This is a genomic window from Arthrobacter oryzae, from assembly GCF_030812315.1.
GTDB lineage: Bacteria > Actinomycetota > Actinomycetes > Actinomycetales > Micrococcaceae > Arthrobacter > Arthrobacter oryzae_B.
On record NZ_JAUSSM010000001.1, the window covers coordinates 214,442 to 239,718 of the forward strand.

Consider the following 25,277-nt stretch of genomic DNA (forward strand, 5'->3'; position numbering starts at 1 on the left):
ACCTTGCCCATTACGTGGCCGCCATTTCCTGCGTTTCCACGTCGCCCGCACGCTCGTAGACCAGCGACACCGCTCCCTTCGGGAAGGTGCGTGCCGGCTCGGCGAGGCGGAACGTGGCGGGGATCGTGCCGGCGTCGAACAGGCGCTTGCCCTGGCCAAGGGTGACCGGATAGAGCCAGAAATGGAGGCGGTCGATCACATCCGCCGCCAGCAGTGAGCGAATCAGGACGCCACTGCCGAACATGTGCACCTGGCCGTACTCCTCGCGAAGCCGTCCGGCGGCGGCGGCATCCGGCAGCACCTTGGTGCCGGCCCAGCCGGGATCAGTCAGGCTGCTGGAGACCACGAACTTCGGCACCCGTTTGAGCGTGCCGCCGATGTCGTCGGACTGGTGGGGCCAGTAGGCAGCAAAGATGTCGTAGGTCTTCCGGCCGAGCAGCAGGGCATCGATGTTGCTGATCTCGGACTCGATGGCCGCCTCAGCCTCGTTGTCGGATACCGGAGCCTGCCAGCCCCCGAAAGCGAAGCCACCCTCAGTGTCCTCTTCGCGGCCGCCGGGCCCCTGGTAGACGCCGTCGAGCGTGATGAACAGGTTCGCGACGATGATTCCCATGCGTTCATTCTGGGACTGCGTCCAGGTACTGTCCAGCAACGGCGGGGGCCCGCCGCGGCACCGGGTTCCGTGGCAGACTGATGCCATGCTGCTCGAAGAGCTCGTGAGGACCACGGATGCCGTCGCGTCCACCCGTTCCCGGCTCGCGAAAGTCGAGGCACTGGCTGACCTGCTGCGCCGGCTTGACCCCACCGACATCGCACCGGCCGTGGGCCTGCTCATCGCCAGGCCGCGGCAGGGCCGGGTTGGGATCGGTTGGCGCGGTATGGCAGCGGCCATGGGTGAGCCGGCCGGCGAGGCGAGCATTACGGTCGCGGACCTCGACGCTGCGCTGGACCGGCTGCTCGGCACGGCAGGCGCCGGATCGGCTGCCGAGCGCGCCGCGGCTCTTAAGTTGCTCACTGCCGCCGCCACTGAGCGCGAACAGGCGTTCATCGCCGGCGTGCTGCTGGGCGAACTGCGAACCGGTGCGCTGGAGGGGGTGCTGACGGATGCCATCGCCCGCGCCGCCGATCGGCCCGTCGACGCCGTGCGCCGCGCCGCGATGCTCTCCGGCGACCTCGGCGGAACCGCCCTCCTGGCCATCACGGGCACGGCCGCAGAGCTTGACGCCGTGGGCCTCGTTCTCGGCCGTCCCGTACAGCCCATGCTCGCCTCAACCGCGGCAAGTACCAGCGCGGCGCTGGGGATCACGGGGGAGGCATCCGTGGAATACAAGCTCGACGGCGCGCGCATCCAGGTGCACCGCGCCGGCGACGAAGTACGCATCTTTACACGCACACTTGCAGAGGTGACCCACCGGCTGCCCGAGGTGGTGGAAGTAGTGCGCAGCCTTCCGGTGCACGATGTGATCCTCGACGGCGAGACCCTCGCCCTCGATGAGGACGGCGGCCCGCGGCCCTTCCAGGAAACCATGTCCCGGTTCGGGGCGGACGCGGCACGCACTACCGTGCTGCATCCATGGTTCTTCGACGTGCTGCACCTTGACGGCCGGGACCTCCTCGACGAGCCGCTGTCCACCCGCATCGGCGTGCTGGAACGTATCGCCCCGGGGCACCGGATCCCGGGGGAGATCACGGCGGATCCGGACGTGGCTGAAGGAGTGTCGCGCGCTGCGCTGGACGCCGGGCACGAAGGAGTGGTGGTCAAGGCGGTCGGATCGGCCTACGCGGCCGGCCGGCGCGGTTCCAACTGGGTCAAGGTGAAACCCGTGCTCACCTACGACCTGGTGGTGCTTGCCTGCGAGTGGGGGTCAGGACGGCGCACGGGGATGCTGTCGAACCTGCACCTCGGAGCCCTCGACCCGACCGGTGAGTTCGGCGAACCCGGCGGCTATGTGATGGTGGGCAAGACCTTCAAGGGCCTCACCGACGCGCTGTTGCGGTGGCAGACCGGGAGGTTCCAGGAACTCGAGGTGCGGCGTACTGCGGGGACCGTCTGGCTGGAGCCCATCACCGTCGTCGAAATAGCGATCGACGGCGTGCAGAACTCCCCGCGTTATCCGGGCGGCATTGCCCTTCGGTTCGCACGCGTCAAGCGCTACCGCGAGGACAAGACGGCGGCAGGGGCAGACACCATCCAGACGCTGCGCGCGCTGCTGCGCTCGTAGCGGATGCGCGCTGGAAGACAACTAGGGCCGCTTGTGCCGGTTCTCCGGCGGGCGTACCGTGGCGCTTAACCGGCTGGGCGGGTGGTATCGGGAGGCCAGCATGTCAGCTGAGACGGACATCGACCGGGGCAGGTCAGCATTTCAGGAGCATCGCTGGACCGAAGCCCATGAGCGCCTCCGCGACGCAGATGAGCGCGGCGGGCTGCCGGCTGCCGACCTTGAACGGCTGGCTACCGCCGAGATCCTGACCGGTACCGGCACCACGGGGCTGGACACCCTGACGCGCGCCCACGAGGAGTACCTCGTGATGGGCGACGTCGAAAGCGCCGCACGCTGCGCAGGCTGGATGGGCATGCAACTGATGTTCTTCGGGGAACAGGCCCGGGCCGGAGGGTGGTTTGCCCGCGGCCAGCGCCTCGTGGATGAAATGGCCGAGCCTGGCGCCGTGCAGGGTCTCCTGCTCCTCCCGGAGGGCCTGGGCAAACTTTACGGCGGTGATCCGGCGGGCGCCCTGCAAGACTTCTCCCGCGTGGCCGAATTCGGCCGGCGTTTCCACGACAAGGACCTGTCGGCACTGGGCCTCCTCGGCACGGGTCAGGCCCTGCTGATGCTCGGCCACCCTGACAAAGGACTCAGGATGTTCGACGAGGTGATGGTGGCCGTGACGGCCGGTGAGCTCTCGGCGATTCCGTCAGGGATTATCTATTGCGCAGTCATCGGCAACTGCCACCTGGCCTTCGACCTGGAGAGGGCACTGGAATGGACGGCGGCCCTGGACCGCTGGTGCAGTGCACGCCCTGACATGGTGTCCTTCAGCGGCCAGTGCCAGGCACACCGCGCCGAACTCTTTATGCTCCATGGGGCGTGGGACGAGGCGCTGATGGCAGCCGGGGCAGCGCAGGGACTCGCCGTCAGGGGAGACCCTCAAGCACTTTACGGCGCCTACTACCAGCAGGGCGAGGTGGAACGGCTGAGTGGAAAACTGGACGACGCCGAAGCGTCCTACCGGCAGGCAGCCCGGACCGGCTACGAGCCGCAGCCGGGCCTAGCACTCCTGTGGCTGGCCCGGGGAAATGCGCAGCAGGCCCAAGCGATGATCCGGCGGGCGGCTGACGCGGCCGACCTCGCTACCCGCCGGAACATGCTGCCGGCACTGGTCGAGATCGAACTGGCTGCCTCCGATCCGGAAGCCGCGCGGCGAGGCGTTCAGGAGCTGGAAGCTCTGGCCCGCGAATGCCCCACCTCCATGGTCCGTGCCTTTGCCGGCCAGGCGGTGGGCGCTCTCCGTCTCGCAACGGGCGATGCCGCGGCAGCCATGCAACCCTTGAGGGAGGCCTGGCGGTTGTGGCTTGAACTCGGCGTTCCCTATGAAGCCGCCCGCTGCCGCGTGCTGATCGGCTCCGCGTGCCGCGCCCTCGGCGATGAAACGTCGGCCCTGATGGACTTTGAAGCGGCGCAGGCGGAATTACTGGAACTGGGCGCAGCGTCTGCCGCCGCCTGGGCAGCTGCCCTGATGCGCGAAGGAATCAGCGGCGCCAAGGGACCGCTGTCCCCGCGGGAAACCGAAGTGCTGCGACTCGTGGCCTCGGGACAGGGAAACCGTGCCATCGCCGCGGAGCTGTATCTCAGCGAAAAAACCGTGGCCCGGCACATCAGCAACATCTTCCTGAAGCTGGGGCTGTCCTCACGGGCGGCGGCCACCAGGTACGCCTTCGAGCACGGGCTCGCCGGATGACGTTCCGCAACCCTCACCCCGAGTTTTTGTCCAGATAACGTGCCCAAAGCCGCCTTTTGCTCACCGTATCTGGACAAAAACTCCAGGTGGACTGCACAAAATTACCCATCGGCGTCCGCTGCGGAATTGCATAATTTAGCCGACGCGGGCCATGGGCCCCCGCACGTAGCCTCAAAACATGAACCTTCCAGTCCTCGCCGGCACCCTTTCGACGGTGCTGTTCGCCGCAGGAATGCTGCCGATGCTCATCAAGGCAGCCCGGACACGGGACCTCGCCTCCTACAGCCTGGGTAACCTGATCCTGAGCAACGTGGCCAACATCGTGCATTCCCTGTACGTCTTCCACCTCCCGGCGGGCCCCATCTGGGCCCTCCACCTCGCATACGTCTTCGCATCCGCGCTGATGCTGGCCTGGTGGTTGCGCTACCGGGAAACCGGACACGACGCAACGGGCAGCATGCAGGCCGGCAAGCCGGAAGGTTCAGCTATGGATATCACCACACGTCATCAAGGAGCGCAGTCATGAACACCAACCCTTCACCCGGCACGCTGGACACCCTGGTCATCGGAGGGGGACAGGCCGGCCTTGCCATGGGCCACTACCTCAAGCGCCAGGGCCGGAGATTCCTGATCCTGGATGCCAATCCGAGAATCGGTGACGCCTGGCGGCAGCGCTGGGACACCCTGAGGCTGTTCACGCCAGCGAAGTACGACGGCCTCCCCGGTATGCCCTTCCCGGGTGACGGATTGTCCTTCCCCACTAAAGACGAAGTGGCCGACTATCTGGAAACCTACGCCGCCACCTTTGACCTCCCGGTCCTCAGCGGCATCCGGGTCGAGAGGCTCTGGCGCGAACAGGGACGGTACGTCGCCGCCTCGGACGGCCGACGGTGGGAAGCAGGCAACGTCGTTGTGGCGACCGGCTGCACGCAGGCGCCGAGGCTTCCGGACTTCGCGCCAGACCTTGCACCGTCCATTGTCCAGCTTCACTCCAGCGAGTACCGGAACCCGGGCCAGCTCCGGGACGGCCGCGTCCTGGTCGTCGGGCTGGGCAACTCGGGAGCGGAAATTGCCCTCGAAGTCAGCCGGACGCATCCCACGGTGGTCGCAGGGAAGCCGGGCGGGGAGTTGCCGGTGCGGCACGGAAGAAACGCAGCCCGTTTTGTCCTGCCCGTGGTGCGGTTCCTCGGGCTCTACGTGCTTACCCTCGACACCCCGATTGGCCGTAAGGCTGCACCACACAAGCTGACGCACGCCGATCCCCTGATCAGGACCAAGAGCAAGGACCTGGCTGCCGCCGGCGTCGAGTTCGTCCCGAGGGTTACCGGAGTGCAGGACGGACGTCCCGTTGTGGCGGGCAGCCCTCTCGATGATGTGTCCAACGTGATCTGGTGCACCGGCTACCGTGAGTCCTTCGACTGGATCGAACCGCAGGTGTTCGACGGCGGCGGGCGGCCAAGGCAGCACCGCGGCGTGGCGGCCGACGTGCCCGGGCTGTTCTTCCTGGGCGAGGAATTCATGTTCGCCGCGGCGTCGGCTACCCTCCCCGGTTCATGCCGGGACGCCAAATATCTGGCCAGCAAGATCCCCGTGGCGAGCTAGCCTCGGGCGCGCAGCGCCTGGTTCCTGAGCCGCCGGGCCATGTTCTCCGGCAGCCGCCTGGTGATCACGCGGTAGAAGATGAGCACCGCAAGGGCCGCAGCCACGATTCCCACGAGGTTCAGCAGCAGCTGAATCGCCGATCCTGCCGCTTTCTGGTATTCGCCCAGGACCAGCGCAACAGCCACGAAGCCTGCCGCGGGAACGGTGGTCACGGAAATGAAGACTCCGACCAGGGCGGCCGAGCGGCGGCTGATCAGCGACAGCATCCCGGCGGCGCCGGCCAGGACTGCCACGATCAGCGAGTAAGGGCCGGGATGGTAGATGAACTCGACGGCGGACCCGGTGTCGAGGGCGTCGGTGGGAAAAAGCCCCAGCGGCACCGAGAGCCAGGCCGCCAAGGCAGCCAGGAGCATGGCTACGGGGAAGCCGATGCCCAAAGCCACTGCGGCACTGCGTCCCAGCTTCCATTTGCGCTGGGCCAGCGCAACAGCCAGCGCCGCGAGGGGCCCGAACTCCGGCCCCACTGCCATGGCCCCGACGATGGCGATGGTCGAATTGGTGACGATGCCGATGGCGGCCAGCTGGGTCGCCAGGACAAGGAACGCCAAATAGCTCCACGTGAGGCGCGCGTCCTCGCCGGTCTGGCGGGTCACCTCGTCCCAGATCATGGCGTCGGCCCCGTCGCCGGGAGCTGCGGCCTCGGCCCCGTCCGCACGCCGGGAGAGCACCAGCTCAGGCATGGAGATGGAGATGGAACCCAGCTCCTGCGCCTTCAGGACATGCAGCTTTTCGAGCAGCTCCTCCACGGATTCCCTGGCGACGTGGACCACCACGACATCGCCGGGCGGCTGGATGGACGCACCTTTGTGGACGGCCACCTCCGCCGCCCCGGTTTGCTGCGTGCAGCTTTCCACCACAAGCTCGGAGAGCTCCGCGGGTATGCAGATGCGCACCTGAACGATCACGTTGGCCACTCCTCAGTGTGTGCCGGCTTCACCGTCCGACCTCGGCACCAGCCTAGTTTCCCGACCGCTCCACAGGCGTGATGCCTTCCACTGGAAACTCCCAGCTTGCGGTGACTTAATGGGAGGTGGGGGCTCCTTCGCCTGCGTCTGCATTGGCGATGAAGATTACGATTCGGTAACATGGATGCTTTGGTTATCCGCTTGAGGGGTTTTTCAATGTCCGTAGCGAGAGCCCTGGCCTCGCCGCGCCGCAATGGCGCCGGCGTTGAGCCGAGCCGGAAATCAAAGTTCCGGCCCGAAATCCAGGGCCTTCGTTCCCTGGCCGTGCTGATGGTGGTCAGCTATCACGTCTGGTTTGGCAGGGTCTCCGGCGGCGTTGACGTGTTCCTGCTGATCTCTGCCTTCCTCATGACCCTGCAGTTTGTGGGCAGGTACGAACAGGGCCGGCCGATGGCGTTGTTCAAACACTGGCTGCACCTTTTCCGGCGCCTTTTGCCGGCCGCCGTCACCGTGCTGATCGCCGTTCTCGCCGCGAGCCTCGTCTTCCTGCCACGCACACGCTGGCTGGACATCATCGCCCAGGGCTGGGCGTCCCTTTTCTATATGGAAAACCGGCTGCTTCAGGTGCAGGCCACCGACTACTACGCCACGGACCACAGCCTCGCGAGTCCGTTCCAGCACTTCTGGTCACTGTCCATCCAAGGGCAGGTCTTCATCCTATGGCCGCTGATCTTTGCCGGGGCAGCACTCCTGGCCAAGAGATACCGGCTGCACTACCGCATTCTGCTCTGCTACATCTTCGCGGGCATTTTCCTGGTGTCGCTGGTTTACTCGATCATTTTCACCGTCACCAACCAGGCCCAGGCCTACTTCGACACCGGCGCACGACTGTGGGAATTCGCCTTGGGCACGCTGGTGGCACTGGTTCTCCCGGGCCTCCGGATTCCCCGGGCCGGACGCATCGCCCTTGGCTGGCTTGGAATTGCGGCCATGCTTAGCTGCGGCATCCTGCTGAATGTCCAGGCTGCGTTCCCGGGCGTGGCCGCCCTGTGGCCCACCCTTGCTGCCGCCTGCGTTATCGCTGCGGGCCAAACCGGCAGCCGCTTCGGCGTGGACAGGATCCTCAGCGCCGGACCGCTCGTCAGGCTCGGGGACAACTCATATGCGCTCTACCTGTGGCACTGGCCAATCCTCGTCATCTCCCTGGCAGCGACCGGACGGGACCACGCCGGGCCCATCTCCGGAACCATCATCATTGTTGTGTCGATGGGCCTGGCCTACCTAACCACCAGGTTTGTCGAGAAACCCTGGCGCGAATGGAAATGGCCCGAAGTCAACCGTCGCCGGGCAATCATTGCCGTGGCCGCCGCCGTGGCTACGGCGGCGCTGCCGCTGGCCGGCTGGCAGTTCCAGATCAACAGCGCAACGGCCGCCGCAGCGAGCCAGGCCTGGGCCAATAACCCCGGCGCGCGCGTGCTGGATCCGGCCTACGTGGACGGCGCGGACAAATCCGCACCGCTCCTCCCCAGCCTCACGACGGTGGCCGAGGAATGGCCGCAGTACCAAGGTGGATGCACCGCTGACGAGGAGAAGCTGACAAACGTCTGTTCCAACGGCAAAGAGAATGCCGGTAAGACTGTGGTTATCATCGGCAGCTCCCACGCCCACGTTTGGGCCACGCCCGTGCTTACTTTGGCCGACAAGTACAACTGGAGGGTGGAAGCCATCACCAAGGGCTACTGCCCGGTGACGGATGCAGCCGCCCCCGAGCTTTCCGAAGGATGCCTGGACTTTAACAAGCAGACCGTTGAGAAGGTCCTGGACATGAAACCGGATCTTGTGGTGACCACCAGTACCAGGACTGACCCGAACCCGAACAAGACGGAATTCATGGACCCGGCCTGGGTACCGGAGATCAAGAAGATCAACGACGCCGGCATCCCCGTTGTCGCCCTTAGGGACACTCCCCGGATGCCGGAGGCCGTGCCGGACTGCCTGGAACGCAACCAGGGCAACTTTTCGGCATGTGCGGCCAAGACGGCTGAAAGCTATCAGCCGTCCTCTCCCGACGCCGCTATAGCGGGTGAGGTGCCGGAGACGAAGTTCCTCGACTTCAGCCGGTTCTTCTGCCAAGGCGAATCATGCCCGGCGGTCATCGGTAACGTCATGGTGTACAAGGACGACAACCACGTCACCAGGACGTACATGGATAGCATCACCCCCTACTTCGAGAAGGAGTTTCTGGCAGCAACCGGCTGGAACAACGAATGACGACGACTCCCACGACGGATACCACGACTACAGCGCGGATCGCCCCCGAGGCGACCGCACCCGAATCGACGGCGACCGCCGGCGGCGGCAAGGCAGCCAGGAAGGGGTACCGCCCGGAGGTCCAGGGCCTTCGTGCCCTCGCCGTACTGATGGTGGTCACGTACCACGTCTGGCTGGGCCGGGTGTCGGGCGGTGTGGACATCTTCCTGCTCATCTCCGCCTTCCTGCTCACCCTCTCGTTCATCCGCAAGGTGGAAAACGGCAGCCCCCTCAAGCTCATCAGCCACTGGCTGCACCTTTTCAAGCGGCTGCTTCCGGCCGCTGTCGTGGTTATCCTGGGAGTCCTCATCGGAACGTGGGCGATACTGCCCCAAAGCCGCTGGCCGGACGTCCTGGACCAGGCATGGGCCTCCCTGCTCTACCGGCAGAACTGGCTGCTCGCGGACTCGGCCGTTGACTATTACGCCCAGGACCACTCGGGCGCGAGTCCGCTCCAGCACTTCTGGTCGCTGTCAATCCAGGGGCAGGTCTTCATTCTGTGGCCGCTTGTGTTCGCGGGAGTGGCTGTACTGCACAGGGTCCTTCGCCGGCCGGCCGTCAGCTACCGGCTGCTCCTGGCCGTTGCCTTCGGAGCGATCTTTGCCCTGTCGCTGGCCTACTCCATTGAGCAGACCTCCACAAACCAGGCCTACGCGTACTTCGATACCCGGACCAGGCTCTGGGAATTCGCGCTGGGATCCCTCCTCGCCTTGGTCCTGCCCTACGTGAAGCCCGGAAAAATCCTTCGTGTCATCCTCGGTTGGACAGGCGTGGCGGCCATGGTCTCGTGCGGCCTGCTGCTGACCGTTGACCGGTCCTTTCCCGGTTTCGTGGCGCTGTGGCCCACCTTGGCGGCCGCCGCGATCATCGTTGCCGGACAGAGCGGCAGCCGCTTCGGCGCCGACCGCCTGCTGAGCTGGAAACCGCTCGTATCCCTCGGTGACAACTCCTACGCGCTGTATCTCTGGCATTGGCCGCTGCTGGTGCTTGCCCTGGCCGGCACCGGAATTGTGTCACCCAACCTCGTCCAGGGCCTCGCCGTCGTGGCGGCGTCCGTGGTCATGGCCGTCCTCACCACCCGTTTCGTAGAGAAGCCGCTGCGTGAATGGCACTGGCCGCAGCGGCGGATCTGGCGGAACGCCGTCGTGATTGTGGCCTGTGGAGCGTTGCTCGCCGGGCCGGTATCCCTCTGGCAGACGAAGCTGACAGCCGAGGAAGCGGCGGCCGCGGCGCAGCCGAGGGAACTGACTCCCGGTGCCGCAGCCCTGACGCCGGAAAACGCGGGGAAGCCGACGCCGGAGGCGAAGATCATTCCGGCACCGGCCGCCATGAAAGATGAGTGGGCCGATATCGACGGACTGTGCACCGACGGCAACGTGCCCGGCGACCCGTTGCTGTCCGGCTGCCTGCAGAACAGCAAACCGGAAGTTGTTACCAAGCGGATTGTGGTGCTTGGCGACTCGCACGCGCAGCAGTACATGGCTGCGCTCGGCCCGATCGCCAAGGAGCACGGCTGGGAAGTGGTCACACTCCTCAAGGGCAGCTGCCGCTTCGGCGCAGAATCGCCCGAGCGGGACGCGGAGTGCAATGCCTTCAACAAGGCCAGCGCCGAATATGTGCTCGAGCACAAGCCGGACGCTGTGTTCACCGTTGCGTCACTGACCCATGCAGAGGCGCCGTTCGAAACCGAAGTGCCCGGCTACCTCGCAGGCATCAAACCGTTCACGGACGCCGGCATGGACGTGGTGGGGGTCCGGGACAACCCGCGCTTCGGTATGAACATGCCGGAGTGCGTGCAAAAGAGGGGCGCCGCCGCGGAGGAGTGCAATCCGCCGCTCAGCGAATCGCTCGCCGACTCGTCACCGCTGGACGCATACCGCGGCAAGGTGGACGGCCTCCACCTGATGGACCTCAGCGACTTCATCTGTGCGGACGGCATTTGCCCGGCCGTGGTGGGCAATGTATACGTCTACAAGGATGACAACCATCTGACCAAGACGTACGTGCAGAGCATGATTCCCATGTTCGAGCAGCGGCTGCTGGCCGCCACCGGCTGGACTTGAGCCGGCAGGAACCCCGGCCTGGGGGTGGGGGAGGGGAGCGGGCCCTGCCGGAACCGGCGGGTGCGGTTGCTCACATTACCGCTGCGGAATATGGGGATCGCCGCCGAGGTTCTAGAATTTATTCAATACTTCCGCACGAACGCAGCAACCGCCGCACCACATTCTGCACAGGCCAGTCCCGTAATGACGGGCTGGTCATCAGCTGCAACCCCTACCCGTGAACCCCAGAAATTAAGGTAAGAGGCGCACTCATGACCCAGCCCGAACACAACCCGTTCGGCTTCATCGGCCTGACCTACGATGACGTACTGCTCCTGCCCGGGCACACCGACGTCATCCCGTCAGAGGCAGACACCTCCTCGCGCATTTCCAAGCGCATCTCCGTTCAGACTCCGCTGCTTTCCGCCGCCATGGATACCGTCACGGAGTCCCGGATGGCCATCGCCATGGCCCGCCAGGGCGGCCTCGGTGTGGTTCACCGCAACCTGTCCATCCAGGACCAGGCAGACCAGGTGGACCGCGTAAAGCGCAGCGAGTCCGGGATGATCACCAACCCGCTGACCATCGGCCCGGAAGCGACGCTGGCCGAGCTGGACGAGATCTGTTCGCACTACCGCGTCTCTGGCCTGCCCGTCGTGGACGAGGGCATGAGGCTGCTGGGCATCGTCACCAACCGAGACACCCGTTTCGTGCCGGAAGCGGATTTCCCGATCCGTCTGGTCAGCGACGTCATGACCAAGATGCCCCTGGTCACCGGGCACGTCGGCATCAGCCGCGAGGAAGCCTCGCACAAGCTGGCCACCAACAAGATCGAAAAGCTTCCCCTCGTGGACGAGCAGGGCCGGCTCAAGGGCCTCATCACCACCAAGGACTTCACTAAGGCCGAGCAGTACCCGCTGGCTACGAAGGACGACGAAGGCCGCCTGCGCGTCGGCGCCGCCATCGGTTTCTTCGGTGACGGCTGGGAACGTGCCATGGCCCTCATCGACGCCGGTGTGGATGCCCTGTTCGTGGACACCGCCAACGGGCACTCCCAGGGTGTGCTGGACATGATCCGCCGCCTGAAGTCCGATCCCGTGGCGGCACACGTGGATATCATCGGCGGCCAGGCAGCCACCCGCGAAGGTGCGCAGGCCCTGATCGACGCCGGTGCCGACGGCATCAAGGTGGGCGTGGGCCCGGGCTCCATCTGCACCACGCGCGTTGTTGCCGGCGTAGGCGTTCCGCAGATCACCGCCATTTACGAGTCCGCGAAGGCGGCCATCCCGGCCGGCGTTCCGCTGATTGCCGACGGTGGCCTGCAGTACTCGGGCGACATCGGCAAGGCGCTCGTTGCCGGCGCCGACACCGTGATGCTCGGCTCCCTGCTGGCCGGCTGTGACGAATCACCCGGCGAGCTCATCTTCGTCAACGGCAAGCAGTTCAAGAGCTACCGCGGCATGGGATCCCTCGGCGCCATGCAGACGCGCGGCAAGAACACGTCCTACTCCAAGGACCGTTACTTCCAGGCGGACGTGTCCGGCGACGACAAGCTGATTCCGGAAGGCATCGAAGGCCGCGTTGCCTACCGCGGCCCGCTGGCATCCGTTGCCTACCAGCTGGTGGGCGGCCTCCGCCAGACCATGTTCTACACCGGCGCCCCGACCGTGGCGGAGCTGAAGGCGCGTGGCAAGTTCGTCCGCATCACGCCGGCCGGCCTCAAGGAATCGCACCCGCACGACATCCAGATGACGGTGGAAGCTCCGAACTACGGTTCACGCTAACAACGCTGTTCAAGCGGGCCATGGGGAACCGTCCCCATGGCCCGCTTGTGTCTGCTGCTATATCGTAGGCAGCGACCGCGGGAATTCCGCGCAGAATGCATGGGGGATGCGTGACAACTGAATATCCAGCGGCGCGTTTGTGTGCCATGGCGGTCCTTGGTCTCGCCCTCAGCCTGACGGCGTGCGCCAACGAAACGGACCAACCTGCGTCCGGCAGCGGGTTGGCGGATGCCAAGACGAAACTGCTGTCAGTGCAGGACCAGATCGTTGAGTTGGTGCCCGGGAACGTGGTTTCGTTCTAAGATTCGCCTGAGACTCTGCGGGTGGCAGGTTACAGCGCCTGCTTCGATTTACCCGAGTACGAGTACGGCGAGAAGTACTGACGCTGCCGCCCGGCCAGAGCGCGCGGAACTAGGCTGTAGTCATGCCCGAACCACGCCATCCCGCAGAGCTGAACCCCAAGCGGGATCCCAAGCGAAAACTTGCTGTGAGGCCGTATGCCCGGGCAGTGGCACAGGTGCTGCGAGTCAGCTTCCGTGCCTCGCCGGCCGCCGTTGTCATGAAAGTGGTGGGCTCGCTGATCTCGGCACTGCTGCCCCTGGTCACCACCTACTTTGCTGCGCTGACCACCACCGCCCTGGCCGCCGCTTATTCCGGTGATGCCGCTGCGGGCCAGCAGGCCATCATCTACGTCATCATCACGGCCGCACTGGGCCTTTTCTGGGGCGCCTTCAGCAGTGTGGACCGCTACATCCAGCAGCTCATGAGCTTCAAGGTGGGGGCGATTGTCGGCGACCAGATGTACGAGCGGTTCCTGGCCCTCGAGTTCTGGCGCTACGACGACAAGGAGACGGTGGACCTCTACGACCGCGCCAAAAGGTTCTCCGATTCCTATGCACGGGTCCTGGACCGGATCGCCGCGATCTTCACCCAACTTGTCTCCGTGATCCTGGCGGTCGGGGCGCTCCTGCTCGTGAGCTGGTGGATAGCGGTGATCGTCCTGGTGGCCATCGTCCCCAGCGTGTACCTTCAGTTCAAGCTTTCCCGGGAACAGATTGCCCACTGGAACACGCAGGTCGATTCACGCCGCCAGCGGCGGATGATCGAGACCAACCTGCTGCGTCCCCAGCACATTGCCGAGATGCGCCTGTACGGGATCGTCGGGTATCTGATGGAGCTGCGCTCCCGGCTCCGGGACGCCGACGAGAAAAGGCGGCTGGATTTCCAGAAGCGCTACATCCCCAAGCAGCTCGCGGCGGACGCCCTGCAGTACGGGGCCGAGGTCGTATCACTGATCTGGGTGGTGGGCCAGATCATCGCCCGCGCGCAGCCGGTGGGCCAGTTCCTCTACGTCCAGCAGATCGTCAGCAGGGCATTGTCCACGGCCAACAGCCTGGTCTCCTCCCTCAGCTCCATCGATGAGGACCTGGCGAACCTCAAGGACTATGAGCTCTTCATGGCCATGCCGGTTCACTCGGAGCATGCGCCGCCGCTGCTGCAGGCTCCGAAGAATGTGGAGCTGCGGGATATCCGTTTTACCTATACCGGCAGCGACATCGAGGTGATCCGCGGCGTCACCATGACCATCCGCGAGGGCCAGCACATCGCCATCGTGGGGGAGAACGGCGCCGGCAAGTCCACCCTGATCCGGATTCTCGCGGGGCTCTACCGCCCCGATTCCGGGCAGGTGATGCTCGACGGCGTCGACCTCGCCGCCGTCGACGTCAAGTCCTGGCACCGCCATCTGGCGGTGCTGAGCCAGGAATTCCTCAAGTACGAGTTCGCCACGGCTGCGGAAAACATTCTTTTTGGCGACGTCGATTCACCGCGCGACGATGAGCGGATCCGCCGGTCCGCCTCCGACGCTGAGGCCCTCGAGTTCATCAACAAGCTGCCCAACGGCCTCGACAACCACGTCAGCAACTGGATGGAAGATCCGCGGGGCCGGAAGGGCAGCGGACTCAGCGGCGGCCAGTGGCAGCGGCTCGCGATGGCCCGGAACTTCTACCGGAACGCCACCTTCATGGTCATGGACGAGCCGACGTCGGCCATCGACGCCCTGGCCGAACATCGGATCTTCACCCGGCTGTTCGCCGACCGCAGCAGCACCATCATCGCCATCAGCCACCGGCTCGCGACGATCGAGAAGGCGGACATCGTCTACATGCTGGAGGACGGCCGGATCGTGGAACAGGGCACCCACCGCGAACTCGTGGCCCTCCGGGGCCGGTACTTCCGGATGTTCGAATCGCAGCTCTCGGTGGACGAGGCGGAGGGGATCTGACTCAGGGCGGGTGTTGGGCGGGGCTACCTGCGCGCCAGCCACCGGGCGTACAGTTCCTCGCGCCGGGCCAGCAAGTGACGGCGTGAATAGAGCAGAGCTGCGGATATCGGGACGGGATATACCGCGAGGGACGACAGGATCGGGAGGACTTCCGGCGATGCGCCTTTAGGCGTGAGGGTCACTAAGGCGACCACGATCGCCAGCATCGCAATCGGGGCTGCGGCGGCAACTCCGGTTGCTATCCGAATTTGCTGGTGAGTGCGGGCAAAGTCCGTTGCCGGCCGCGGCGGCTTGCGCGTAAACCTCGGTCCAATGGCCAGCAACCAGCCTGCCCCGGAAAGGACGAGGCCCAGGGCCGCTGTCATAAGGCCGGTTTCGAGGGACTGCCCGGTGGCCGCCGCTGCCATGGCATACGCCAATCCCGGAATCGCGAAGGCCATGCCCATCCACCAGAACAAGAACACACGGTTGCGGCGGTGTGCGTGCCCCAAGGCGAGTTCCTGGAAAGTGGATGGCTGACCAGCAACCGGTGTCATCAATGCGTCCTTCATGGGTTGTGCCGTCGGTTCACCCAGCGGGAGTAACGTTCAGTGCTGTTCTTCATAAGCCATCCGGTGTGGGCCAAGCCCGCGGCCAAGCCCAGCAGGACCGCCGCGAGCATTCCGAACAGGGGGACCGCCTCCAGTGAGCCGCCCAAGGGCGCTAGCAGCACCAGGGCCCCGATACCCAGGGCGCCCGCGATGAGCACGGTCCGGATGATGCCTGGGGTGATCCGGATTCCCTGTTCCACCCGGGCGATGTCCGAGGCAGGCTTTGGCAGCTTGCGCGTGAACCGCGGCCACGTAGTAAAGCTCCAGCCCAAGGCCGCGAAGACCCCGCCAAGGATAGCCATGACGATGCCGATTTCCGCGCTTTGTCCAAGGACGGTGGCGAGTCCGGCGTGCACAGCTCCGGCCATCGCCAGCACGGCCGGATACCACCATGCCCAGAACACCCAGGACCGGCGCTGGGCGAAACCAAACGCCGGCGCGCGGGGATCCGTGGCCGTGGCCATCGTGATGTTGCTGACAGGAGTGCGCGCCATGAATTCCCCAAACTATCCGTGCCCGCATCGCCTGCCCGCGGTTCTCCATTTCAATCTATTCCATCCACGCCGGACCCCGCGATGGGGACTAGTCCCCTCGTGTGCGCCGACGGCGTCGGGCGGAAGACGGCAGGCAAGAAACCGCCGGCCGCGCACCCTGCGCGGCCGGCGGTTCCCGGATTTCTCCAAGACAGGAGCTAGGAAGTGCTTACAGCTGCGTCGTCGAGGAAGAAGTACGTTGACAGCGATGAATCCTCGACGCCGAGGAAGCGCAGAGTCACGCTCTTGCCCTTGTAGGCAGAAAGATCCAACTGCTTCTGGACGTAGCCGGTGGATTCGTTGAGGTTGGAGTAGGTCGCCAGCGTGGTGGTGGTGCCGCCGCTGATCACCTGGACTTTGAGGGTGTCGTAGGCCGAACTGGCGGTGGTTTCGTCAGACTGCACCTTCAGGTAGAAGGACAGCGAAGCGGCGGACACGGCGGAGGGGACTGCAAAGGCCTGGTCGAGCGTGTAGGACGTTGCCCGGCCCCAGCCGTTGAGGCCGGCGAAACGGGAACCCGTCCGGGCATTCGCGCCGGTCTCAAACGTGTCGGCGTGATCGGACGTCCAGGAAACCGCGCCTTCTTCGAAGCCCGGGTTCAGCAGGAGATTGCCTGACGGCGGGGGAATGGTCCCGCCAAGCAGGCCCATCGTCTTGGTGGCGTCCGACAGTCCCGCACCGCAGCCCGTGGTGCAGCCGCCCGGCATGACCCGGGTTCCCTGCTTGAGTGTTGATTCAACCTGTGCCGGCGTGAGCGAGGATGTCTTGGATTTCATCAGTGCGGCCAGCCCGGCCACGTGGGGGGCCGCCATGGACGTGCCCTGATAGTTTGCGTAGCCTGCCGAGGCCGGTGTGGTGGTGCCGGTGTTGATGGTGGAGAGGATTCCGCCGCCGGAAACCCTGACGTCGCCTCCCGGAGCTGTCAGGTCAACGCTGGCGCCGAAGTTGGAGTAGTAGGAGAGGCTGCCGCTCGGATTGCCGGCTGCCACGCTGACAACGCTGCCGCAGTTCGCCGGGCGGAAACCGGATGTGTCCTGATTGCTGTTGCCGGCCGCGACAACTACTGTGGCGCCGCGCGAAACCGCGGAATCGATGGCTGCCTGGTAAGTGCTTCCGCAGGCGCCCGACCCGCCCAGGCTCATGTTGATGACCTTGGCGGGGTTTGCGTTGGCCGGGATGCCCGCAACGGTTCCGCCGGCTGACCAGACGATGGCATCGGCGATGTCAGACAGGGAGCCGCCGCACTTGGCCAGGACACGGACCGGCACCACTTTGGCGTTGGGAGCGACGCCCGCCACTCCGGTGGCGTTCCCGGTGACGGCTGCGACGGTACCTGCGACGTGGGTGCCGTGCCAGGAGCTGTTGCCGGCCGTCGCCTGGCCGCACTCGCCGGCGGCGTACCAGTCGCCCTGGTCCTGGGCATTGGCGTCGCGGCCGTTGCCGTCACGGGCGGCCGTGGCGTCCGCGACGAAGTCATAGCCGGGGAGCACATTCGCGTCGAGGTCGGCGTGCGCCGTGATGCCCGTGTCGATGACGGCCACGGTCACGCCGGTACCGGTTGCGACGTCCCACGCGCCGGGGATCCGCATGCCGTTCGCGGCTGTGAAATCCCACTGTTCGCCATAGCGCGGGTCGTTCGGCGTGAGCGCCAGGGTCATGCGGGCGTCAGGCTCGACGGACTCGACCGACCCGGACGCTGCAATTTCGGTCATGAAGTCTGCGGCGGCCTGGCCGGAAAGGGCCCGGTCCGCCTCAAGCAGCGTTCCCCCGGTTGCCAGGGTGCGGACCTCCTTCACGGCAACTCCCTGTTCCTTGGCCGCCTTGCCCCAGGCGTTGGCGCGGCCGTTAGGGGTGGCATTGGCCGCGCTCTCCTTGTAGTCCACGATGAACTTGGTGTAGGCCTCGCCGGGCGCCACGTCCTGCACGGTAGCGCTTTGGACCGTGGCGCTTTGGGCAGCGGCGCGCCCGCCTGCGGCGGAAGCGTCCCCGTCTTCAGTGGTGGCGAAGACCGGTGAACTGGCGAAGGCCAGAGTGCCGACTGCTGCCGCGAGCGACAGGGCCAATATGCGGTGGCGCCTAATTGATGCACTTTCTGCTTTTCCCAAGAGGGGCTTCTTTCTCGGATCGGGCACACGGGTGGCCCGGATGATGGAGTGATGGGTGGTCACGTGGTGGATCAGGTGGTAACCGAGAGTAAACGTAAAGGTATTTTCATAACTTGTAAATGGTTGACAAATCGTGTCAATAAAGTGTGGACTATCAGTTTCGGGAGGCGTCCGGGGGAGTCGCCCCGCCGTATCCCGCGTGGTCAAGTAAAGTGGTCACGTGACTTATGAGATTGAGATTGGCCGTGGCAAGCGTGGGCGTCGTGCCTACTCCCTGGATGACATCGCGATCGTCCCCAACCGTCGGACGCGTGATCCCAAGGACGTTTCGGTCTCGTGGCAGATAGATGCCTACAAGTTCGACATGCCTGTCATCGCCGCGCCCATGGACTCGGCAATGTCGCCCGAGAGCGCCATTGCGCTGGGCCGCCTCGGCGGACTCGGCGTGCTGGACCTGGAGGGGCTCTGGACACGGTACGAGGACCCCCAGTCCGTCCTCGACCAGATCGGAGCGCTGGAGGATGAGACGAACAGCCCCGCCGTCACGCGGCGGATGCAGGAGCTCTACCAAGCGCCCATCCAGCCGGAACTGATTACGTCCCGCCTGGCTGAAATCCGGGCCGCGGGCGTGACCGTCGCCGGCTCGCTCACTCCGCAGCGCACCCAGGAGCACTACAAGACAGTTGTCGCTGCCGGCGTGGACATCTTCGTGATCCGGGGAACCACGGTTTCCGCGGAGCACGTCTCCAAGGACCACGAGCCGCTGAACTTGAAGCAGTTCATCTATGAGCTCGATGTCCCCGTAATTGTGGGCGGCGCGGCCGGCTACACCCCCGCCCTGCACCTGATGCGCACGGGCGCTGCCGGTGTGCTGGTGGGCTTTGGCGGCGGTGCCACCACCACCACCCGCCGTGCACTCGGTATCCACTCGCCCATGGCGTCGGCGATTTCCGACGTCGCCGCGGCCCGCCGCGATTACATGGACGAGTCCGGCGGCCGCTACGTTCACGTGATTGCCGACGGCGGAATGGGCTCCTCCGGCGACATCGTCAAGGCCATCGCCATGGGCGCAGACGCCGTGATGCTCGGCAGTGCGCTGGCCAGGGCGGAAGAAGCTCCGGGCAAGGGCTGGCACTGGGGCCAGGAGGCCCACCACCTGGAACTCCCGCGTGGCGACAGGGTCAACGTCGGCACGGTGGGCCCGCTCGAGGAGGTCCTCTTCGGGCCCGGCCACCACACCAACGGGACGTCCAACCTGATCGGTGCCCTCCGCCGCTCCATGGCGACCACCGGCTATTCGGACCTGAAGGAATTCCAGAGGGTCGACGTCGTTGTGTCCCCGTACTCCGGAATTTGAGGTTCCAGCCGGTCCCGGGCTGTCCCCGGGACCGGTGAATAGTGCCTTCAGCGGCCCTGCCCATCAGCATGCCTAGCAAGTAGTCTGGTGAACTACGAGGTTTGATGCGGATGGAGGCTTGAAATGTTCAGTTCTTCCGGTGGTTCTTCCTTTTCCCAAGGGGCCCTTGGCCCCGCCGCCCGGGAAGCATCGCTTGCAGCGCTCAAGGCGACAATGGAGCCGGGCAAGGAACTCGATATCCTCATCGTCGGCGGTGGCATCGTCGGCACCGGCGCCGCCCTTGATGCCGTCACGCGAGGCTTGAGCGTTGGCATCGTGGAGGCTAGCGACTGGGCCGCCGGCACGTCATCGCGTTCCTCCAAACTCATCCACGGCGGGCTGCGTTACCTCGAAATGCTGGACTTCGGGCTGGTCAAGGAGGCGCTGAATGAACGCGGGCTGTTGCTGTCCGAGATCGCTCCGCACCTGGCCAGGCCGGTGCCCTTCCTCTACCCGCTGACGAAGCCCTTCCTCGAACGGCCCTATGTCGGTGCAGGCATTGCCCTGTACGACGTCATGTCCATTTCCGGCGGGCACAAACGCGGAGTGCCGTTCCACAAGCACCTGAGCCGCCGCGGCACCCTGCGCGCGGCCCCAAGCCTGAAGGATGACGCGTTCGTCGGTTCCATCAGGTACTACGACGGGCAGGTGGACGACGCCAAGTATGTGGCCAACCTCATCCGCACCGCCGCGCACTATGGCGCCCATGCCGTCAACCAGACGGCGGTTGTCGACTTCCTGCGCGAAGGCGAGCGGGTGGTGGGCGCCAAGGTGGTCAATCGCGAGGACGGCTCTGCCTTCAGCATCCGTGCCAAGCAGGTCATCAACGCTACAGGCGTGTGGACCGATGAGACCCAGGCCATGGTGACGGACCGCGGGCAGCTCAAGGTGCGCGCCTCGAAGGGCATCCACCTCGTAGTGCCGCGCGACCGGTTCCAGTCAACCGTCGGACTGATCCTCCGGACCGAGAAGTCCGTGCTCTTCGTGATTCCCTGGGGGCGGCACTGGATCATCGGCACCACGGACACTGACTGGCATCTGGACAAGGCGCACCCGGCGGCGTCCAGCAAGGACATTGACTACATCCTCGAACACGTCAACAAGGTGCTCAAGCGGCCCCTGACCAGGGAAGACGTTGAAGGCGTCTACGCCGGGCTGCGCCCGCTGCTGGCCGGGGAGAACGACTCAACCGCCAAGCTTTCGCGCGAGCACGTGGTGGCCCACCCGGTGCCGGGCCTCGTGGTGGTGGCCGGCGGAAAGTGGACCACCTACCGCGTCATGGCCAAGGACGCCGTCGATGAGGCAACCCGGAGCATGGATGAACGCGTCCCGCCGAGCTGCACCGATACCATCCCCCTGTTGGGGGCCAACGGCTTCAAGGCGGCCTGGAACCGCCGCAACCGGACGGCGGAAGAAACCGGTGTGCACGTGGCCCGGATCGAGCACCTGCTCAACCGTTACGGCTCCATGGCAACCGAGGTCCTGGCGCTCATCAAGGACAACCCTGCGCTGGCCGAACCGCTGCCTGGCGCCGACGACTACCTCCAGGCCGAAGCGGTCTACGCGGCCACGCACGAGGGGGCCCGTCATGTACACGACGTTTTGACGCGGAGGACCCGTATTTCCATTGAGTCCTGGGACCGGGGTGTGTCGGCTGTCCCGGTTGTCGCTAAGCTGATGGGAGAAATTCTTGGCTGGAGCGATGCGCAGCGCGAAAGCGAAATCAAGCATTACCTTGCCCGGGTGGAAGCCGAACGGCTCAGCCAGGAGCAGCCTGACGATGAATCTGCCGACGCCGCGCGGCTGGGCGTCGAGGACATTGTCCCGTTGCGGTGACAGGGTAATGACTGACGCGCGCCTCCTGCCTCACTGAAGGGACACCTCTTGGCGGAACCACTGGACCGGTATGATGCCGAACTCACCACACCGGAAATGGTGATTCTCGAGCTCGATGCCAAGGACAAAGCGGACGCGGCCACCCAGCTCGCGGAACGGCTCTATGCGGCAGGGCGTGTATCGGATCTTGACGGCTTCCTGAAGCACGTCAATGCGCGGGAGCACCAGCTCGCCACCGGACTGCCCGGCGGCGTCGGGCTGCCGCACGCCCGCAGCGAGTTCGTGTCCCGGACCTCCATCGCCGTTGGGATCACGAAGTACGGCAGGGCCCTGGACTTCGGCGCAACTGACGGGCCGGCAACAGTGATCCTGCTGATCGCGACGCCGGCAAGTTCTTTCTCGGACCACCTGGAGGTCCTTGCCACCCTGGCCCGGTCGCTGTCGAAGGAATCATTCCGGGAATCCCTGCGCCGCGCCTACGATGCCGAAGTCATCGCCGAACTCATCAACTCAAGCCTGGTGTTCTTCGACCACTAGAGGGGATCCGGCTGCCCCGCAATAGCGCGAACGAACACTTGAGGCCCCTCGCCGAGGGGCCTCAAGTGTTCGTTCGCGCTGACCCCGTTTCGTTGTTCTACACGGGAACGAAGTACGGTTAATGTGTGTTGAAAACTGCCCTCAAACCCCGCTGGATCGCAGGCCTGGTCTTTGCGATCGTCATTTCCGGGGTTTTTGTGCTGCTGAGCCAGTGGCAATTCGGCCGGTCAACCCAACCTGAAGCCCCGGTTTCGACCGGGACGGAAGACACAAAGCCGCTCATTTCGGTGCTGCAGCCGGGTGATTTCTTTCACGGCTCCGTGGCGGACCAAATGGTCGCCGCCACAGGTTCCTACGATCCCGAGAAGCAGGTGCTGGTCCCCGGCCGTCTCCACGACGGCGCTACCGGATACTGGGTGGTGTCGGCGTTTTCGGTGCAGGACGCCCCTGTGCTGAGCGGCGTTGCGGCCTCGCCCCGGACGTGGATTCCGGTGGCCCGCGGGTGGGTTGCCGACCCCGCGGACGCGAGCACCCCGCCGTCGGGCACTATTGAACTGACCGGACGGCTCCTGCCGTCCGAGGCCCCGCTGCCGAACACCGCTCCGGAACCCGGACGCGCCACTGCCGTCTCCGTCGCTGAGCTCATCAATGTCTGGGAAATCAGCAGCTATCCGGGATTTGTGGCCGCCACTTCCGAGGTTGCCGGCGGGGCCGACGTCAGCGCCTCGGCCGTCAGCAGCGACCTCAAGCCCCTGCGCATCGGCCCGCAGCCCCCGGCGCAGCAGGTGAACTGGCTCAACCTGTTCTACTCCGTGGAGTGGATCGTGTTTGCCGGCTTCGCCCTGTTCATCTGGTGGCGCATGGTGAAGGATGACTACCGCCGCGACCTCGAAGACGAGTTCGACGACGAGCACCACCAGTACACCGAAGACCCTCCGCAGCCCCAACAGCAAGAGCCCCAACAGCAAGCCAACCCGCCAGAAAATTCCAGCCCGTCTGAACAAAAGGTGCAGCCATGATCGATCCCAAGCCGGCCATCCAGCCCCAGCAGTCCCAGACCAGCGGATCAGGCACCGTAAAGAAGCGCCGGTTCGGCGGGACGGAAGCCCAGATCCGGTCCGCCCTGAAGTTCTACAAAGTCCTGGCATACCTGACCGGTGCGATGCTCCTGCTGCTCTGCGCCGAACTGGTTGCGCGGTACGCCTTCGGCCAGTACCTGTTCGCAGGCGGAACCAACGCCGTGACCGGCCAGCCGTTTGGCTTCGGGTTCGCCGACGCCGAGCCGCAGGGCGTCCTCGGGGGAGTGAACCTCTCGGTGGCCGTGCTGATTGTCCATGGCTGGATGTACGTCGTGTACCTGATGTCCAACTTCCGCCTGTGGTCGCTGATGCGGTGGCCGTTCGCGAAACTCATCCTCCTGGCACTGGGCGGCGTGATTCCGTTCCTGTCGTTCATTGTGGAGAAGAAGTTCCACGCCGAGGTCGAGGCCGAACTCGCCGCGAATCCGCAGGCGTCCAAGCGCTACTGACCCAACCGGGTCCCAAACGGGGTCCAGGCAGTCGGCGGATGGCGCCTGCACCGGCGGCGTGTGAGATCCCTAACGCCCGGGGCCGATTCAGGCCGTGAACGGCCGTCTCAACGTGCGACTCGGCAAGCGCCCACGTAGTCTAGGACGGTGACTACTCCCACTGCATCCCAGACTTCCCAGAAGCCGGTGCTGGTTGTTGACTACGGTGCCCAGTACGCGCAGCTGATTGCCCGCCGCGTCCGGGAAGCAAATGTGTATTCGGAAGTGGTTCCGCATACGTACAGCACCGAGCAACTGCTGGCCAAGAACCCCGCCGCCATCATCCTTTCGGGTGGCCCCTCCAGCGTGTATGCGGAAGGCGCGCCGAGCGTCGGCGCAGACCTGTTCGAAGCCGGGATCCCCGTCTTCGGCATCTGCTACGGCTTCCAGGCCATGGCCAACGCGCTCGGCGGGAAAGTGGATAAAACCGGCCTGCGCGAGTATGGCTCGACGCAGACCACCATCCTCGGCGAGGGCCGCTCCGTCCTTGAGGGGATGCCGCAGCACCAGAACACCTGGATGAGCCACGGCGACTCCGTGCACGAGGCGCCGGAAGGCTTCGAAGTGCTGGCGACCACCGCCGGCGCCGAAGTGGCAGCCTTCGCGAACGAAGAGAAATGCCTGTACGGCGTGCAGTGGCACCCCGAGGTGAAGCACTCGGCCTACGGCCAGCAAGTCCTTGAGAACTTCCTGTTCAAGGGCGCCAAGCTTGAACCGAACTGGACCACGGGCAACATCCTCGAGGAACAGGTTGACCGGATCCGCAAGCAGATCGGCGACGCCAGGGTCATCTGCGGCCTCTCCGGCGGCGTCGACTCCGCAGTGGCAGCGGCCCTGGTCCAGCGCGCGGTGGGCGACCAGCTGACCTGTGTGTTCGTGGACCACGGCCTGCTGCGCGAAGGCGAAGCAGAGCAGGTTGAACGCGATTTCGTGGCAGCCACAGGCGTCAAGCTCTACGTCGCCAACGAGCAGGAGCGGTTCCAGGCGGCACTGGCCGGGGTCAGCGATCCCGAGACCAAGCGCAAGATCATCGGCCGCGAATTCATCCGGGCGTTCGAGGAAGCCGAACTGGCCATCATTGCCGAGGCAGCTGCCCACGGCGAAAAGATCAAGTTCCTGGTCCAGGGAACGCTGTACCCGGACGTCGTCGAATCCGGCGGCGGCGAGGGTGCAGCCAACATCAAGAGCCACCACAACGTGGGCGGCCTGCCCGAGGACCTGCAGTTCGAGCTCGTCGAGCCGCTTCGTGCGCTGTTCAAGGACGAGGTCCGCGCCGTCGGCGCCCAGCTGGGACTGCCGCAGGAAATCGTGGGCCGCCAGCCTTTCCCGGGCCCGGGCCTCGGCATCCGCATCGTCGGCGAAGTGACCAAGGAACGTCTGGACCTGCTCCGCAAGGCCGACGCGATTGCCCGCGCAGAGCTGACTGCAGCCGGACTCGACAACGACGTGTGGCAGATGCCGGTAGTGCTCCTGGCGGACGTCCGCAGCGTCGGCGTCATGGGCGACGGCCGTACCTACGGCCACCCGATCGTGCTCCGTCCCGTTTCGTCCGAGGACGCCATGACCGCCGACTGGTCACGGCTTCCGTACGACCTGCTGGCGAAAATCTCCAACCGCATCACCAACGAGGTGGAAGGCGTCAACCGCGTGGTGCTGGACGTGACCAGCAAGCCGCCGGGAACCATCGAGTGGGAATAGCACTTTGAGTGGCCGGTCTCAGCGATGAGGCCGGCCACTTTGCTTTATTCACGCTAAATCCGGCGCAAATT

General features: G+C 65.4%; 20 protein-coding genes. 15 read left to right on the forward strand and 5 right to left on the reverse strand.

Annotation, left to right across the window (positions count from 1 at the left end; all coding sequences use genetic code 11):
- Positions 1-10: 10 nt before the first annotated feature.
- Positions 11-613, reverse strand: coding sequence for a dihydrofolate reductase family protein (locus J2S97_RS01080; protein WP_307045731.1), 603 nt, complete (start codon positions 611-613; stop codon positions 11-13).
- A gap of 85 nt (positions 614-698) precedes the next feature.
- On the opposite strand from J2S97_RS01080, the gene J2S97_RS01085 reads away from it, so the two are divergent.
- The 4 genes from J2S97_RS01085 to J2S97_RS01100 all read left to right on the forward strand — a co-directional run bounded on the left by J2S97_RS01085 (position 699) and on the right by J2S97_RS01100 (position 5,559).
- Complete coding sequence (locus J2S97_RS01085) at positions 699-2,222, forward strand: ATP-dependent DNA ligase (RefSeq protein ID WP_307046529.1); 1,524 nt, start codon at positions 699-701, stop codon at positions 2,220-2,222.
- A gap of 100 nt (positions 2,223-2,322) precedes the next feature.
- On the forward strand, positions 2,323-3,957 hold the full coding sequence (locus J2S97_RS01090; RefSeq protein WP_307045732.1) for a helix-turn-helix transcriptional regulator: 1,635 nt from the start codon (positions 2,323-2,325) through the stop codon (positions 3,955-3,957).
- 178 nt (positions 3,958-4,135) lie between these two features.
- Positions 4,136-4,483, forward strand: a complete 348-nt coding sequence (locus J2S97_RS01095; RefSeq protein WP_307045734.1) for a hypothetical protein — start codon at positions 4,136-4,138, stop codon at positions 4,481-4,483.
- Positions 4,480-5,559, forward strand: coding sequence for a flavin-containing monooxygenase (locus tag J2S97_RS01100; RefSeq protein WP_307045736.1), 1,080 nt, complete (start codon positions 4,480-4,482; stop codon positions 5,557-5,559). Before J2S97_RS01095 ends, J2S97_RS01100 begins: the two co-directional genes overlap by 4 nt.
- Here the strand turns inward: J2S97_RS01100 and J2S97_RS01105 are convergent.
- Complete coding sequence (locus tag J2S97_RS01105) at positions 5,556-6,524, reverse strand: DUF389 domain-containing protein (RefSeq protein WP_307045737.1); 969 nt, start codon at positions 6,522-6,524, stop codon at positions 5,556-5,558. The two genes, J2S97_RS01100 and J2S97_RS01105, sit on opposite strands and share 4 nt — an antisense overlap.
- Before the next feature lie 216 nt (positions 6,525-6,740).
- Between J2S97_RS01105 and J2S97_RS01110 the strand changes: the two genes are divergently transcribed.
- The 5 genes from J2S97_RS01110 to J2S97_RS01130 all read left to right on the forward strand — a co-directional run bounded on the left by J2S97_RS01110 (position 6,741) and on the right by J2S97_RS01130 (position 14,944).
- Positions 6,741-8,795, forward strand: a complete 2,055-nt coding sequence (locus J2S97_RS01110; RefSeq protein WP_307045739.1) for an acyltransferase family protein — start codon at positions 6,741-6,743, stop codon at positions 8,793-8,795.
- Positions 8,792-10,897 carry an acyltransferase family protein gene (locus J2S97_RS01115; protein ID WP_307045741.1) on the forward strand — a complete coding sequence of 702 codons (2,106 nt, stop codon included), beginning with the start codon at positions 8,792-8,794 and terminating at the stop codon, positions 10,895-10,897. The genes J2S97_RS01110 and J2S97_RS01115 overlap by 4 nt, the downstream gene beginning before the upstream one ends.
- Positions 10,898-11,148: 251 nt before the next feature.
- Positions 11,149-12,660, forward strand: coding sequence for an IMP dehydrogenase (gene guaB, locus J2S97_RS01120; RefSeq protein WP_307045743.1), 1,512 nt, complete (start codon positions 11,149-11,151; stop codon positions 12,658-12,660).
- Positions 12,661-12,770: 110 nt separating this feature from the next.
- Positions 12,771-12,962, forward strand: a complete 192-nt coding sequence (locus tag J2S97_RS01125; RefSeq protein WP_307045744.1) for a hypothetical protein — start codon at positions 12,771-12,773, stop codon at positions 12,960-12,962.
- A 122-nt stretch (positions 12,963-13,084) separates the two neighbouring features.
- A complete protein-coding gene (locus J2S97_RS01130; RefSeq protein WP_307045746.1) occupies positions 13,085-14,944 on the forward strand; it encodes an ABC transporter ATP-binding protein in 1,860 nt (619 codons plus the stop codon).
- 23 nt (positions 14,945-14,967) lie between these two features.
- On the opposite strand, the gene J2S97_RS01135 is transcribed toward J2S97_RS01130, so the two are convergent.
- The 3 genes from J2S97_RS01135 to J2S97_RS01145 form a co-directional block, all read right to left on the reverse strand.
- A complete protein-coding gene (locus J2S97_RS01135; protein ID WP_307045748.1) occupies positions 14,968-15,480 on the reverse strand; it encodes a hypothetical protein in 513 nt (170 codons plus the stop codon).
- An 11-nt stretch (positions 15,481-15,491) separates the two neighbouring features.
- Entirely contained in the window at positions 15,492-16,028 is a 537-nt protein-coding gene (locus J2S97_RS01140) for a hypothetical protein (RefSeq protein ID WP_307045750.1), read from the reverse strand.
- A 197-nt stretch (positions 16,029-16,225) separates the two neighbouring features.
- Positions 16,226-18,130 (reverse strand): S8 family peptidase, encoded by a 1,905-nt coding sequence (locus J2S97_RS01145; protein ID WP_307045752.1) that lies wholly within the window; start codon positions 18,128-18,130, stop codon positions 16,226-16,228.
- Positions 18,131-18,392: 262 nt separating this feature from the next.
- Here J2S97_RS01145 and J2S97_RS01150 point away from each other — a divergent pair, with 262 nt between their 5' ends.
- The 6 genes from J2S97_RS01150 to guaA all read left to right on the forward strand — a co-directional run bounded on the left by J2S97_RS01150 (position 18,393) and on the right by guaA (position 25,206).
- Entirely contained in the window at positions 18,393-19,529 is a 1,137-nt protein-coding gene (locus J2S97_RS01150; RefSeq protein ID WP_307045754.1) for a GuaB3 family IMP dehydrogenase-related protein, read from the forward strand.
- 123 nt (positions 19,530-19,652) lie between these two features.
- Positions 19,653-21,404 carry a glycerol-3-phosphate dehydrogenase/oxidase gene (locus J2S97_RS01155; protein ID WP_307045756.1) on the forward strand — a complete coding sequence of 584 codons (1,752 nt, stop codon included), beginning with the start codon at positions 19,653-19,655 and terminating at the stop codon, positions 21,402-21,404.
- A gap of 48 nt (positions 21,405-21,452) precedes the next feature.
- Positions 21,453-21,941, forward strand: a complete 489-nt coding sequence (locus J2S97_RS01160) for a PTS sugar transporter subunit IIA (protein WP_307045758.1) — start codon at positions 21,453-21,455, stop codon at positions 21,939-21,941.
- 125 nt (positions 21,942-22,066) lie between these two features.
- Positions 22,067-22,960: an SURF1 family protein gene (locus J2S97_RS01165; RefSeq protein WP_307045759.1), complete on the forward strand. Its 894-nt coding sequence runs from the start codon at positions 22,067-22,069 to the stop codon at positions 22,958-22,960.
- Complete coding sequence (locus J2S97_RS01170; RefSeq protein ID WP_307045761.1) at positions 22,957-23,469, forward strand: DUF3817 domain-containing protein; 513 nt, start codon at positions 22,957-22,959, stop codon at positions 23,467-23,469. The genes J2S97_RS01165 and J2S97_RS01170 overlap by 4 nt, the downstream gene beginning before the upstream one ends.
- Before the next feature lie 147 nt (positions 23,470-23,616).
- A complete protein-coding gene (gene guaA, locus J2S97_RS01175; protein WP_307045763.1) occupies positions 23,617-25,206 on the forward strand; it encodes a glutamine-hydrolyzing GMP synthase in 1,590 nt (529 codons plus the stop codon).
- The last annotated feature ends 71 nt before the right edge of the window (positions 25,207-25,277 follow it).

Excerpts from the sequence above, each read along its gene's own strand:
- J2S97_RS01095 (WP_307045734.1), top strand. The coding sequence starts at position 4,136 with ATGAACCTTCCAGTCCTCGCCGGCACCCTTTCGACGGTGCTGTTCGCC.
- J2S97_RS01100 (WP_307045736.1), top strand. The coding sequence starts at position 4,480 with ATGAACACCAACCCTTCACCCGGCACGCTGGACACCCTGGTCATCGGA.
- J2S97_RS01110 (WP_307045739.1), top strand. The coding sequence starts at position 6,741 with ATGTCCGTAGCGAGAGCCCTGGCCTCGCCGCGCCGCAATGGCGCCGGC.
- J2S97_RS01135 (WP_307045748.1), bottom strand. The coding sequence starts at position 15,480 with ATGACACCGGTTGCTGGTCAGCCATCCACTTTCCAGGAACTCGCCTTG.
- J2S97_RS01090 (WP_307045732.1), top strand. The coding sequence starts at position 2,323 with ATGTCAGCTGAGACGGACATCGACCGGGGCAGGTCAGCATTTCAGGAG.
- J2S97_RS01140 (WP_307045750.1), bottom strand. The coding sequence starts at position 16,028 with ATGGCGCGCACTCCTGTCAGCAACATCACGATGGCCACGGCCACGGAT.
- J2S97_RS01170 (WP_307045761.1), top strand. The coding sequence starts at position 22,957 with ATGATCGATCCCAAGCCGGCCATCCAGCCCCAGCAGTCCCAGACCAGC.
- J2S97_RS01155 (WP_307045756.1), top strand. The coding sequence starts at position 19,653 with ATGTTCAGTTCTTCCGGTGGTTCTTCCTTTTCCCAAGGGGCCCTTGGC.
- J2S97_RS01115 (WP_307045741.1), top strand. The coding sequence starts at position 8,792 with ATGACGACGACTCCCACGACGGATACCACGACTACAGCGCGGATCGCC.
- J2S97_RS01085 (WP_307046529.1), top strand. The coding sequence starts at position 699 with ATGCTGCTCGAAGAGCTCGTGAGGACCACGGATGCCGTCGCGTCCACC.
- guaB (WP_307045743.1), top strand. The coding sequence starts at position 11,149 with ATGACCCAGCCCGAACACAACCCGTTCGGCTTCATCGGCCTGACCTAC.
- J2S97_RS01130 (WP_307045746.1), top strand. The coding sequence starts at position 13,085 with ATGCCCGAACCACGCCATCCCGCAGAGCTGAACCCCAAGCGGGATCCC.
- J2S97_RS01080 (WP_307045731.1), bottom strand. The coding sequence starts at position 613 with ATGGGAATCATCGTCGCGAACCTGTTCATCACGCTCGACGGCGTCTAC.